This is a genomic window from Klebsiella sp. KTE92 (assembly GCF_000398905.1).
In the GTDB taxonomy this organism is placed as follows: domain Bacteria; phylum Pseudomonadota; class Gammaproteobacteria; order Enterobacterales; family Enterobacteriaceae; genus Klebsiella; species Klebsiella variicola.
The window spans coordinates 758,207-770,935 of sequence record NZ_KB976100.1 but is presented as its reverse complement, the minus strand read 5'-3'; the positions used below and the strand labels follow the sequence as shown (position 1 = coordinate 770,935).

The following is a 12,729-nucleotide window of genomic DNA, read 5'->3' as shown; positions in this document are numbered from 1 at the left end:
AGCCCTAAACCGTGAATCCCAACATCATCCCGGTGTCTTCATGCTCCAGCAGGTGGCAGTGGGCCATATAGGCAAACTCCTTCGGCGCCGGATGATCAAACTTCACCAACACTTCACTGACGTCACCTTCCACGCGGACGGTATCTTTCCAGCCGCTGCGGTGCGCGGCTGGCGGCTTGCCGTTCTCGCTGAGGATACGGAACTGGGTGCCGTGGATATGGAACGGATGCAGCATCATGTCGCCCTTACCCGATATCACCCAGCGCTCATACTGGCCTCTGGCCGCGGCAAACATCGGCACATTCATGTCGAAGGCTTTGCCGTTGATGCGGTTGGCGTTATGGAAATCAAACCCCTTGCCTGACGACATGCCATGATCCCGACCAGCCTCGTGGTTCATATTGCTCATATTGCTCATATTGCTCATATTGCTCATGTCGCCCATGCCGCCATGCCCCATCATGCCGTGGTCCATTCCCGCCATCGCCTGGTCGCCATACTTCTCCATCAGCGCCTGCATGCCCATCCTGTCGAGCATCGGATCCATCGACAGCTGGAGCTGACGCTGCGTCAGCCCCGTCAGGGACGGTAACGCCGGCAGCGTGGCCAGCGTATCCAGCAGTTTGCCGGAGGCGGGAATGACCAGCGGCTGAACGCGCAGCACCGGCTGCGGTTTATCAAAAGGCGCAATGGCCATGCCCATCTGGCTCACCGGCAGGGTCACCAGATCGAAAGGTTTACCGTCGCTGGTGTCCACCAGCACCTCAAAGCGTTCCCCCATCAACACCGGCAATTCATCGACCTTCACCGGCTCGGCCAACAGACCGCCGTCACTGGCCACCACGTACAGCGGACGCTTATCGCTGGTGGCAAAATTGAGGGAACGGGCATTACAGCCGTTTAGCAAGCGCAGACGTAGCCAGCCCCGCGGGGCGGCATGTTCGGGATAGAGAGCGCCATTGGTCAGCAGCGTATCGCCAAACCAGCCGACAGCGGCGCTCATCACATCCAGCTGGTAGTCGATCTCGCCGGCGGCGGTGAACTTCTTGTCCTGGACAATCACCGGCACATCATCGATTCCCCATTGCTTAGGCAGCAGCAGGCGTCCGCTCTCTTCATCCTCGATCAGCACCAGGCCGGCCAGCCCCATGGCCACCTGCCGGCCGGTGGTCCCATGTTGATGCGGATGAAACCAGCAGGTGGCCGCCCGCTGCGTCGGCGTGAAGCTCACCGTACGGGTGGCGCCCGGGGCGATAACCCCCTGCGGTCCGCCGTCGACCTCGCCCGGGACCTCCAGGCCATGCCAGTGCAGCGTGGTCTCTTCCGCCAGCTGGTTGGTAATGTCAACCGTAATGGTCTTCCCCTGCGTCAACTGTAGCGCAGGACCCAGCAGTGAACCGTTATAGCCCCAGGTGGTGGCGTGCAGAGCGCCAAACCGTGTTTTGCCCGCCTGGATCGTCAGGGCGATACGGTTGCGCGCATCGGCCGTCAACAGCGTCGGTATCGGCAGAGCCGGGCGACTGGCCGCAAAAACCGCACGGCTCCATAGCGGTAATGCGCTGGCCACGCTAACCGCGGCGGTCAGTTTGAGGAAGTCTCGACGTTGCATATTCACATCCTTTTTATTCTGCGGGCGAATATTTGAGCTTAAACCCTACCGTAACGGGAAGGTCAAGCAGAAGAGTAAGAATAAAGATCGGCGCTGTGTAAAGAAGTATGCTAATTTGAAGCGTCGGTGATCTAATGGTAGAAAAAATGAAGACGCTTTTCAGAACAATGGTACTCGGCAGCCTGCTTGCTCTCTCCGCCAACAGCTACGCGCTCAGCGAATCAGAAGCAGAAGATATGGCTGATTTAACCGCGGTTTTTGTGTTTCTGAAAAACGACTGTGGCTACCAGAACCTGCCCAATACACAGATCCGACGCGCGCTGGTGTTCTTTGCCCAACAGAACCAGTGGGACCTGAGCAACTACGACAGCTACAACATGAAAGCGCTTGGCGAGGATAGCTACCGCGATCTCAGCGGTATTAACATCCCGACGGCGAAAAAATGCAAAGCGCTGGCCCGCGATTCGCTCAGCCTGTTGGCTTACGTCAAATAATGACCGGCGCGGACGGTCACGCTCCGCGCCTTTGCCGTTTCATTTGTCACATTTAAATATTTATATCTATATTTATTATTGTATATAAACAAACATTATTTAATTGCAAACCTATCAATTTGCCAAATAAATTAAACCCCTAATAATGATGAATGACTAAAAAACTAATAAAATATCATTAGTCATATATTGCAAAATAAAAAGCACCCTTCTAGAATCCGGTGAAAATATCCCTACTTCATGGACTGAAATTGTGAATATCTCGCCGACTCTCCGTATTATCCCGCTTGCCGCACTTTTATTAGTGGGCTGTAGCAATACCTCTTCTCGCCAGCAGGTAAAACCGATCACCACGCCGCTCACATCACAGCAGCAGGCTGAGCAGGAGCGAGCGGCCAGCGAACAGGAGCGTATTGAGTCCTGCCGAAAGGCGCTGGATTCACTTAAAGAGGTGAACCCACAGCAGGCAACTAAACTCAGCAATGAGTTCAATGCCCTGGTGCGTTCGGCATCGCAATACAACAATGTGCGCGATAAAGTGGCCGATCCCACCCGACTGGGCATTGACTCCATGTATCAGTTTAAATCCATCAAACTGTGTTCCGATATCCAGAAAACGCTGATCGATACCCTGGTACAGCGTGGTGAAAACAAACTGCCATGAACAAACCCGCCACGCTGACCCCTAAAGCACCACTGCTGATGCTCGTCGCGGCGCTGGCGCTTTCAACCTCATTCTACGCCGGTGCTACGCCGGCTTTTCTCGATTACGCCCAGCAGCAAACTCAGCAAGCTCAAGCGCAAGAAGAGAAAAGCTCTGCGGCCACAGCAAAGCAAGCGTCAGACGCTCGCCAGAACGCGGACAATAAAAAAACGACGGCCAATAACGCACAGTTGCAAAAAAGAATCGCCAGCCAACAGGCAACGATTGCGCAAAAAGATAAAATTATCCAACAATTAAAAAAACAGCTTACCGCCACACCAGCCACGGATACATCCATTGCGAATGAGCAAGCGGCGTTAAATAATAAAATAAAGCAATTACAGCTCGCCTTAACCGCCGCCACGGCGGAAAATGAGACGTTAATTAAAAAGGAAGTCGTTGCCCGGAATAATACTCTGCAACAGAGCCAGGCTGCCGCACTTAAGCAGATCCAACAATTAACGTCGCAGCTTCAGAGCGTCGAAGCGGAAAATAAACGGCTCAGCACCAGCCTCACCACGCTGAATACAGATAAACAAACGCTGACCTCCCGGCTGGCCGCCGCGGAAAAAGCACAGCAGACCGCACTCGGCCAGCTCACCGCCCTCGACACAGACAAGCAGACACTCACCGCCCGGCTGATGGCTGCGGAAAAAGAGAAACAGGCCGCCCTCGACCAGGCCAAAGCCCATAACGCCGACAAACAGCCGCTGGCCACCCGACTGGCCGTGGTGGAAAAAGAGAAGCTGGCTGCCCTCGAGCAGGTTAAAGCGCTGACCACCGATAAGCAGTCGCTGACTATCCGGCTCGCCGCTGCGGAGAAGGCACAGCAGGCCGCCCTCGACCAGGCCAAAACACTGAACGCTGATAAACAGCCGCTGGCCAGCCGACTGGCCGCGGCGGAAAAAGAGAAGCTGTCCGCCCTCGACCAGGTCAAAGCGCTGACCACCGATAAGCAGTCGCTGACTATCCGGCTCGACGCCGCGGAGAAAACACAGCAGGCCGCTCTCGACCAGGTCAAGGCGCTAAACGCCGACAAGCAGTCGTTAACCGCCCGGTTGGCCGCCGCGGAAAAAGCGCCAACAACCCGCCCTGACACCGCTGCAGCGCCAAAAAATGAGCCGCCGGAAATGGCGGCGGTTGTTGCAGCCTACCGCCTGCAGGCGGATAAAGACAACGCCCAGCTACGGATGAAAGAAGATGAAATCCAACTGCTGAGAACACAGCTTTCTGTACAGTCCAAAACGCGCAGCGGCGAGAGCGCCGCCGCCAAACTCAGCGCATCGGGAGAACAGCAGGCTTATGCGATCGGCGCCTCGATGGGAGCAGAAGCCCTTAACGTTCTCACCACCCGTCGCACTCAGGGAATTACCGTCGACGCCGGGCTGGTGCTGCGGGGTATCGAAGATGCTTTTAGCGGCCAGCTTCGTCTCGGAGAACAGGAGCGTAACAAGGCGCTGTTTGACGTCTCGCAGCAGGTTTTCCAGAACCTGAATAAAATCGAGCAGAAAAACATCAGTGCCGGTAAGAAATATCAGCAGGCGTTTGCGCGCAAAAAAGATGTGGTCTTCAAAGATGGCGTCTACAGTCGCGTCGATTATCCGGGCAAAGGAACAATAAGCGGTAACGATCTGGTCACCGTAGTAATCAAAGAGATGCTGACGGACGGGACAGTGATCAACGATATGGAAGCGAAAGATCAGGCGCTCACCCAGAAGCTAGATGCCTATCCCCCGGTGTTTCGCGGCCCGCTGCAACGCCTGCAGAACCATGGCTCCTTGACGCTGGTCGTCCCGCCCGAAAAAGCCTATGGCAGTAAAGGATTACCGCCGAAAATCCCGCCAGGCGCCACCATGGTTTATTCCGTGCGGATAGTAGATAGCCAACCCGCACCGGCGAAATAACCCTCCCCCCACCGCTCTCCCCGGGCGGTGGCGGTTATTCCTGCCGCATTGCTGCAATAACCGCCGTGCATCCTCATCTATAGTTGTCTATGATGTTGCACTCGTTTTACGGGTGTAACAGATGTTAACGAAGGAGGAGCCTCACCGTGGCCGATAATCCACTGTGGCATGAAACGCTGCATGACCATTTTGGTCAGTACTTTAGCGTTGATAACGTGCTGTACCACGAAAAAACCGATCATCAGGATTTGATCATCTTCGACAACCGCGCCTTTGGCCGGGTGATGGCGCTGGATGGCGTCGTGCAAACCACCGAACGCGATGAGTTTATCTATCACGAAATGATGACCCACGTGCCGCTGCTGGCCCACGGCAACGCGAAGCATGTCCTGATCATCGGCGGCGGCGACGGCGCGATGCTGCGCGAAGTCTCTCGTCACCGTAGCATCGAAACCATCACCATGGTGGAAATCGATGCCGGGGTGGTCTCATTCTGCCGTCAGTACCTGCCCAACCATAGCGCCGGGGCCTACGACGATCCGCGCTTCACGCTGGTGATTGATGATGGCGTCAATTTTGTTAACCAGACGACGCAAACGTTTGACGTGATCATTTCGGACTGTACCGACCCTATCGGTCCGGGCGAAAGCCTGTTCACCTCGGCTTTTTATGAAGGCTGCAAACGCTGCCTGAACCCGGGGGGCGTGTTCGTTGCCCAAAACGGCGTTTGTTTCCTGCAGCAGGACGAAGCGGTCGGTAGCCATCGCAAACTGAGCCACTATTTTCGCGACGTCAGCTTCTATCAGGCGGCCATCCCAACCTATTACGGCGGGATCATGACTTTTGCCTGGGCGAGCGACAACGAGGCGTTGCGCCATCTCTCCAGCGAAATCATTCAGGCGCGCTTTCACAAAGCCAACCTGACCTGCCGTTACTACAATCCGGCAATCCATACGGCGGCCTTCGCCTTACCACAATATCTGCATGATGCTCTGTCCGCACCGTGACGCGAAGTAAGGGGGTGAACTAAATTGAAAAAATTGAAGCTGCATGGCTTTAACAACCTGACCAAAAGCCTGAGTTTTTGTATCTACGATATCTGTTACGCCAAAACGGCAGAGGAGCGTGACGGCTACATCGCCTATATCGACGAACTCTATAATGCCAATCGCCTGACGGAGATCCTGACAGAAACCTGTTCTATTATTGGCGCCAATATCCTGAATATCGCCCGCCAGGATTATGAACCCCAGGGCGCCAGCGTGACCATTCTGGTCAGCGAAGAGCCTGTCGATCCCAAGCTTATCGACCAGACCGAACATCCAGGTCCGTTACCGGAAACCGTGGTCGCCCATCTCGATAAGAGCCATATCTGCGTGCATACCTACCCGGAGAGCCATCCGGAAGGTGGACTGTGCACCTTCCGCGCCGATATCGAAGTCTCTACCTGCGGGGTCATTTCTCCGCTTAAAGCGCTGAACTATCTGATCCACCAGCTGGAATCGGACATTGTGACCATTGACTACCGCGTGCGCGGCTTTACCCGCGATATCAATGGGATGAAGCATTTTATCGATCATGAAATCAATTCGATTCAGAACTTTATGTCCGATGACATTAAGTCGTTGTATGACATGGTCGATGTGAACGTCTATCAGGAAAATATCTTCCATACCAAAATGTTGCTCAAGGAGTTCGACCTTAAGCACTACATGTTCCATACCCGACCGGAAGAGTTGACCGCCGAAGAGCGCAAGGTCATTACCGACCTGCTGTGGAAAGAGATGCGCGAGATTTACTACGGCCGCAATATTCCTGCCGTGTAATATTTGAAATGCCCGGCGGCGCTTGCGCTTGCCGGGCCTGGGGTACTGCGCCGCCTGGTCGCCCGGGTAAGGCACCAGCCGCTACCGGGGGATTACCCTGCTCACGCTACGCTTAGCAGGGCTACGGTCTTGCGCCACCCGGCATCATTAACGCTGCTGCATAAATTCACGATAAGCGGCAACGACCTGCAGGAAATCCTCCACGCCGCAGAGAGAGAGACTTTCTTCGTCGTAGTAGCTCATCCCCTCCTCGATTTCGTCGCCAGAAAATTCCAGCTGATTGGCGCGGATCATCACCTCTTCGCCATCCAGCCACAACGTATATTCATGGCCAGCCCGCTGCCAGGAACGTTCACTGCCCTTCACGGTGCGTGCAGCCTGCTCCACTTCATCAAGCAGGGCAAGATTGTCTTTCACCTCTTCGTTGAACCAGTGGCCAATCGCCTCGTGATCCATCGACATTCGCACCTTTACCACTCCGGTAATATCGCGCAGAAATTCGTAGTCCATAGTCTTTTCCTCTGCAAGGGCAATGCGTCACCGCTGCACTGTACCCATGCAGTAATTATCGCAGCAGACAGAAAGAAAAAAAGCGTAACGGGCAGGAGGTTTGGAAATAAAAATGCCCGGTGATGCAATGTTCACCGGGCATTGGGGAGTTTATCGCCAAACGGTCAGCCGGGCTGACCGAATGGTTTTACACCGCGGTCTGGAAGATCACGCCGTCAGCTTTTTCAGTGTACTGATCCAGCTGGTTAAAGTTCAGATAACGGTAGGTATCTTCCGCTGTCTTATCCACCTGCGCCACGAAGGTCTGGTACTCTTCCGGCGTCGGCAATTTGCCGAGCAGAGAAGCCACCGCTGCCAGCTCGGCAGAGGCCAGATAGACGTTAGCGCCGGTACCTAAACGGTTCGGGAAGTTACGGGTGGAGGTGGAGACCACCGTCGCACCGTCGGCCACGCGAGCCTGGTTACCCATACACAGGGAACAGCCAGGGATTTCGATACGCGCCCCGCTCTTACCAAACACGCTGTAGTAGCCTTCTTCGGTCAGCTGCGCGGCGTCCATACGGGTTGGCGGCGCCACCCACAGGCGAGTCGGCAGCTGGCCTTTGTGGCTGTCCAGCAGCTTACCGGCGGCACGGAAGTGGCCGATGTTGGTCATGCAGGAACCGATGAACACTTCGTCGATCTTCTCGCCCTGCACGTCAGACAGCAGACGGGCATCGTCTGGATCGTTCGGCGCGCACAGGATTGGCTCTTTGATATCCGCCAGATCGATGTCGATCACTGCCGCGTATTCCGCGTCAGCGTCGGCTTCCAGCAGCTGCGGATCCGCCAGCCATTTTTCCATGCCCTGGATACGGCGTTCCAGCGTACGGCGGTCGCCGTAGCCTTCGGCGATCATCCACTTCAGCAGGACGATGTTGGAGTTCAGGTACTCAACGATCGGCTCTTTGTTCAGCTTGATGGTGCAACCGGCAGCAGAACGCTCAGCGGACGCATCGGTCAGTTCAAATGCCTGCTCGACTTTCAGATCCGGCAGACCTTCGATCTCGAGGATGCGACCAGAGAAGATGTTTTTCTTACCTTTCTTCTCAACGGTCAGCAGGCCCTGCTTGATGGCATACAGTGGGATGGCATGAACCAGGTCGCGCAGGGTGATACCCGGCTGCATTTTCCCTTTGAAGCGCACCAGCACCGATTCCGGCATATCCAACGGCATCACGCCGGTCGCAGCGGCGAAGGCCACCAGACCAGAGCCCGCCGGGAAGGAGATACCGATTGGGAAACGGGTATGGGAGTCGCCGCCGGTACCCACGGTATCCGGCAGCAGCATGCGGTTCAGCCAGGAGTGGATAACGCCATCGCCCGGACGTAGAGAAACACCGCCGCGGTTCATGATGAAGTCCGGCAGGGTATGGTGCGTGGTCACGTCAACCGGCTTCGGATAGGCTGCGGTGTGGCAGAAGGACTGCATCACCAGGTCAGCGGAGAAGCCCAGGCACGCCAGGTCTTTCAGTTCATCACGGGTCATTGGACCGGTGGTGTCCTGAGAACCGACAGAGGTCATTTTCGGCTCGCAGTAGGCGCCCGGACGGATACCGGCAACGCCGCAGGCGCGGCCAACCATTTTCTGCGCCAGAGAGAAGCCGCGGGTGCTTTCCGCCACGTCTTTCGCCTGACGGAAGACGTCGCTGTGCGGCAGCCCCAGCGCTTCGCGCGCTTTGGTGGTCAAGCCGCGGCCGATGATCAGCGGAATACGGCCACCGGCGCGCACTTCGTCGATCAGCACATCGGTCTTCAGCTCGAAGCTGGCCAGCAGTTCGTTGGTTTCGTGATTACGCACTTCGCCTTTGAACGGGTAAACGTCAATCACGTCGCCCATGTTCAGGTTTGACACATCAACTTCGATAGGCAGCGCACCCGCATCTTCCATGGTGTTGAAGAAGATTGGCGCGATTTTGCCGCCCAGGCACAGGCCGCCGCCGCGCTTGTTCGGCACGTTCGGGATATCGTCGCCCATAAACCACAGCACCGAGTTGGTCGCGGATTTACGCGAGGAACCCGTCCCGACCACGTCGCCGACGTAGGCCAGCGGATAGCCTTTCTGCTGCAGCGCTTCGATTTGTTTAATCGGGCCGACGACGCCCGGCTGGTCCGGATCAATACCTTCGCGGGCGTTTTTCAGCATCGCCAGCGCATGCAGTGGGATATCCGGGCGAGACCAGGCATCCGGCGCCGGAGACAGGTCATCGGTATTGGTTTCGCCGGTGACCTTGAAGACGGTAACGGTGATTTTCTCTGCCAGCTGCGGGCGGTTCAGGAACCACTCAGCATCAGCCCAGGATTGCATGACCTGTTTTGCGTGCTCGTTACCCGCTTTCGCTTTCTCTTCTACGTCGTAGAAGTTATCGAACATCAGCAGAGTATGAGACAGCGCTTTCGCGGCAATCGGCGCCAGTTTCGCGTCGTCCAGCGCATCAATCAGCGGGTGAATGTTGTAACCGCCCTGCATGGTGCCCAGCAGTTCAACGGCTTTTTCAGGGGTTACCAGAGGGGAGGTCGCTTCGCCTTTGGCGATCGCGGCAAGGAATCCAGCTTTAACATAGGCGGCTTCGTCGACGCCCGGCGGTACACGGTTAATCAGCAGGTCTAACAGGAATTCTTCTTCGCCCGCAGGCGGGTTTTTCAGCAGTTCTACCAGCGCGGCCATTTGGGTTGCATCTAAGGGTTTGGCAACAATCCCCATGGCGGCACGCTCAGCTACGTGCTTACGGTATTCTTCTAGCACGACGGTTCTCCTCGCTTCTCATTGTCATAATGCGGCCTACACGTCTTCAATCAATCTGCTTCGGTATTGGCAGTTTGCCGCCTTGACGCATCTTGAAGGATTTAGTGGCTGGGCGATTTTCTTCACGCTCCTGTGAGACAGCAGTTTGTAGGGTAAATGCCCGATACCGCGTCGGCAGCATAGCAGGATTTTTGAAAGGTGTTAATCTGTTTACAAAAAAGCAACATTAAAATTTAGCTGAATCGTTAAGGGCAGGATATTGCAGGCTTTCTGTTCAAATCCCGCGACAAAAATTCCTTTCCGCGTACAACTCCCCGGGCCGATCCCAACAATAATCAATAAAAAGCCATACCGCTTACTTATACTCAGCAAACGCGCCGTTTTCGCCAATACTTTAGCGAGATGGGTTACTTTTTGGGTCAGGAGCTTCCATGTCACTGCCGTTCAAACCCCATATCATCGCCCTGCTCTGTAGCGCTGGCTTACTCGCGGCGGCGGGAACACTCTATGTGCAAAGCCGAACCCCGACGACGATCGCTGAACCGCCAGCCCAGCCAGCGCCCGCAGCGTCTACGACACAGCCGGTGACCACCACCTACACCCAGGCGCAAATTGATCAGTGGGTCGCGCCCATCGCGCTCTACCCGGACAGTCTGCTGTCGCAGGTGTTGATGGCCTCCACTTATCCCGACAACGTCATGCAGGCGGTACAGTGGTCCCAGGATAACCCCGCGATGAAAGGGGATGCGGCGGTTCAGGCGGTTGCCAGTCAGCCGTGGGATCCCAGCGTCAAATCCCTTGTCGCTTTCCCTGCCCTGCTGGCGATGATGGGCGAAAATCCGCCCTGGGTGGAGAACCTCGGCAATGCGTTTTTGGCCCAGCCGCATGATGTGATGGATTCAGTGCAGCGCCTGCGCACTATTGCCCAGCAGACCGGGACCCTGAAATCCACGCCACAGCAGAAAGTGATTGTCACCCCTGCCGCACCGGTTTCCGCCAGCAGCACGGCAGCAACGTCCACCACCCACTCGGCGGCGCCTGCACCCACGCAGGTCATTAAAATAGAACCGACCAATCCGCAGGTGGTCTATGTTCCCAGCTATAACCCCTCCACCGTCTATGGCACCTGGCCAAACAGCGCCTATCCGCCGGTCTACCTGCCGCCGCCTCCCGGGGAGCAGTTTACCGATAGCTTCGTCAAAGGCTTCGGTTACAGCCTGGGCGTGGCCACTACCTGGGCGCTGTTTAGCAGCATCGACTGGGATGATGATGACCACCACCATCACGATGACGACTATCACCACGGCGATTACTCGCATAATGGCGATAACATCAATATTAATGTAAATAATTTCAATCATATAACGGGAGAAAACCTGCCGGGCAACCACGTTAACTGGCAGCATAATCCTGCCTATCGCGGTCACACACCGTATCCCGATAATACGGTTGCTCAACGCTTCCATCAGACCAACGTTGCTGGCGGGCTGAGCGCTACCCAACATGCGCCAGTCGATCGCGAAGCGCAGCGCCAGGCAGCGATGACCCAGCTGCAGCATAACGTACCGGCGGCGACAGCGGGCAACCTGGCGGCAAACAACGCCTCACGCGATGCCCAGCGTCAGGCAGCTTCGGCGCAATTGAAACAAGCCACCCAGCGCAGCAACTATCGCGGTTACGACAGCACACCAACCTCGACCCAGCAGCAGCGTCGCGAGGCGGCGAAAACGCAGTTGAAAAATCCCACGCCGCAACAACAGCAGCGTCGGGAAACCGTTAAGAGCCGCGAGCAGAACCTGACACCTCAGCAGCAACAGCATCGGCAGCAGATCCAGTCCGCCACGCCCGCGCAGCGTCAGCAGCAGGTTAGTCATTTACGCGCCAGCGCTCTTAGCGGCAACGAAAGCCGCGCCCCCTCCTGGCAAGCGCAGCAGGAACGGGGACTGCAAAGTCGGCAGTTTTCCGCTGTAAACCGCGAGGAGCGTGGCGGCGCCAGAGAACGTCTTTCCGAACACCATGAACTGCGCCGCCGCTGAGGATGAGCAGAATGAGAAACCTATTACCTATTGCCCTGTTCACATTGATACTGTCACCGTTAGCCGCCTTCGCCCAGCAGCCGTTTTCTACCCCGGAACAGGCCGCGAGCGCGCTGGCTGAGGCGCTCAGCCAGCAAAATGAAGCGGCGCTGAGCAAGGTGCTCGGCGATAACTGGCAGCAATTTTTACCTACCGATGGGATCGACCCCAGCGCCGTCGACCGTTTTCAGCGCGACTGGCAGGTAAAACATGTCATCGTGCAGCAGGGTGATAACGCCTGGCTCGACGTCGGCAGCGAGGCATGGCGGTTGCCGGTGCCTATCGTAAAAACGTCTCAGGGCTGGCGCTTTGATATGGCCGCAGGCGAAGAGGAGATCCTCACCCGCGCCATCGGTCGCAATGAACTGTCAGCGATAGCCGCCATGCACGCTTACGTTGACGCCCAGCAGGATTACTACCAGCTTAATCACCGCTGGGCGCAGAAAATCATCAGCAGTGAAGGCAAAAAAGATGGGTTGTACTGGCCGACGTCGCCGGGTGAGACGCCCAGCCCGCTGGGGCCGGCATTCAGCCCGACGGAGCCCGGCGCCGGTTATCATGGCTATCGTTTCCGCATTATCGCAGGCCGCGATGACCAGGATGCGGCCTTGCTCGCCTGGCCTGTGGAATGGGGTGAAACCGGAGTGATGAGCTTTATGATCGATCTGCACGATACCGTTTATCAGGCTAATCTCGGCGAAGAGAGCGCCGCAAAAGCGCAGGCCATCACGCGCTTTGCCCCCGATGCTGACGCCGGCTGGCAGGTTGTCAAACCATAAAAAAACGCCAGGTTGCCCTCAAGCAACCTGGCGTTTCTATTCGC

Annotated in this window: 10 protein-coding genes; 7 read left to right on the top strand and 3 right to left on the bottom strand. The window is 56.4% G+C overall.

Annotated elements, in window-relative coordinates; genetic code table 11:
• Window positions 1-4: 4 nt before the first annotated feature.
• Window positions 5-1,609, bottom strand: coding sequence for a multicopper oxidase CueO (cueO, locus tag A1WC_RS21385; protein ID WP_016160304.1), 1,605 nt, complete (start codon window positions 1,607-1,609; stop codon window positions 5-7).
• Window positions 1,610-1,755: 146 nt separating this feature from the next.
• Between cueO and A1WC_RS21390 the strand changes: the two genes are divergently transcribed.
• From A1WC_RS21390 to speD, 5 genes are all read left to right on the top strand, one after another.
• Window positions 1,756-2,103 carry a YacC family pilotin-like protein gene (locus tag A1WC_RS21390; RefSeq protein WP_002888808.1) on the top strand — a complete coding sequence of 116 codons (348 nt, stop codon included), beginning with the start codon at window positions 1,756-1,758 and terminating at the stop codon, window positions 2,101-2,103.
• Window positions 2,104-2,356: 253 nt separating this feature from the next.
• A complete protein-coding gene (locus A1WC_RS21395) occupies window positions 2,357-2,767 on the top strand; it encodes a hypothetical protein (RefSeq protein ID WP_008807403.1) in 411 nt (136 codons plus the stop codon).
• A gap of 680 nt (window positions 2,768-3,447) precedes the next feature.
• Window positions 3,448-4,710, top strand: coding sequence for an FKBP-type peptidyl-prolyl cis-trans isomerase (locus tag A1WC_RS27775; RefSeq protein ID WP_181402632.1), 1,263 nt, complete (start codon window positions 3,448-3,450; stop codon window positions 4,708-4,710).
• A gap of 146 nt (window positions 4,711-4,856) precedes the next feature.
• Window positions 4,857-5,717 carry a polyamine aminopropyltransferase gene (speE, locus tag A1WC_RS21405; protein WP_008807405.1) on the top strand — a complete coding sequence of 287 codons (861 nt, stop codon included), beginning with the start codon at window positions 4,857-4,859 and terminating at the stop codon, window positions 5,715-5,717.
• Window positions 5,718-5,741: 24 nt separating this feature from the next.
• Window positions 5,742-6,536, top strand: coding sequence for an adenosylmethionine decarboxylase (gene speD / locus A1WC_RS21410; protein ID WP_008807406.1), 795 nt, complete (start codon window positions 5,742-5,744; stop codon window positions 6,534-6,536).
• 147 nt (window positions 6,537-6,683) lie between these two features.
• On the opposite strand, the gene yacL is transcribed toward speD, so the two are convergent.
• On the bottom strand, window positions 6,684-7,046 hold the full coding sequence (yacL, locus tag A1WC_RS21415) for a protein YacL (protein ID WP_004204373.1): 363 nt from the start codon (window positions 7,044-7,046) through the stop codon (window positions 6,684-6,686).
• Window positions 7,047-7,233: 187 nt separating this feature from the next.
• A complete protein-coding gene (gene acnB, locus A1WC_RS21420) occupies window positions 7,234-9,831 on the bottom strand; it encodes a bifunctional aconitate hydratase 2/2-methylisocitrate dehydratase (RefSeq protein WP_016160302.1) in 2,598 nt (865 codons plus the stop codon).
• A gap of 431 nt (window positions 9,832-10,262) precedes the next feature.
• Here acnB and A1WC_RS21425 point away from each other — a divergent pair, with 431 nt between their 5' ends.
• Window positions 10,263-11,867: a DUF3300 domain-containing protein gene (locus tag A1WC_RS21425; RefSeq protein WP_016160301.1), complete on the top strand. Its 1,605-nt coding sequence runs from the start codon at window positions 10,263-10,265 to the stop codon at window positions 11,865-11,867.
• An 11-nt stretch (window positions 11,868-11,878) separates the two neighbouring features.
• A complete protein-coding gene (locus tag A1WC_RS21430; RefSeq protein ID WP_016160300.1) occupies window positions 11,879-12,685 on the top strand; it encodes a DUF2950 family protein in 807 nt (268 codons plus the stop codon).
• The last annotated feature ends 44 nt before the right edge of the window (window positions 12,686-12,729 follow it).

Bases quoted from the DNA above. Each gene is read 5' to 3' on its own strand.
- cueO (WP_016160304.1), bottom strand. From the start codon at position 1,609: ATGCAACGTCGAGACTTCCTCAAACTGACCGCCGCGGTTAGCGTGGCC.
- A1WC_RS21390 (WP_002888808.1), top strand. From the start codon at position 1,756: ATGAAGACGCTTTTCAGAACAATGGTACTCGGCAGCCTGCTTGCTCTC.
- A1WC_RS27775 (WP_181402632.1), top strand. From the start codon at position 3,448: ATGGCTGCGGAAAAAGAGAAACAGGCCGCCCTCGACCAGGCCAAAGCC.
- yacL (WP_004204373.1), bottom strand. From the start codon at position 7,046: ATGGACTACGAATTTCTGCGCGATATTACCGGAGTGGTAAAGGTGCGA.
- A1WC_RS21425 (WP_016160301.1), top strand. From the start codon at position 10,263: ATGTCACTGCCGTTCAAACCCCATATCATCGCCCTGCTCTGTAGCGCT.
- A1WC_RS21430 (WP_016160300.1), top strand. From the start codon at position 11,879: ATGAGAAACCTATTACCTATTGCCCTGTTCACATTGATACTGTCACCG.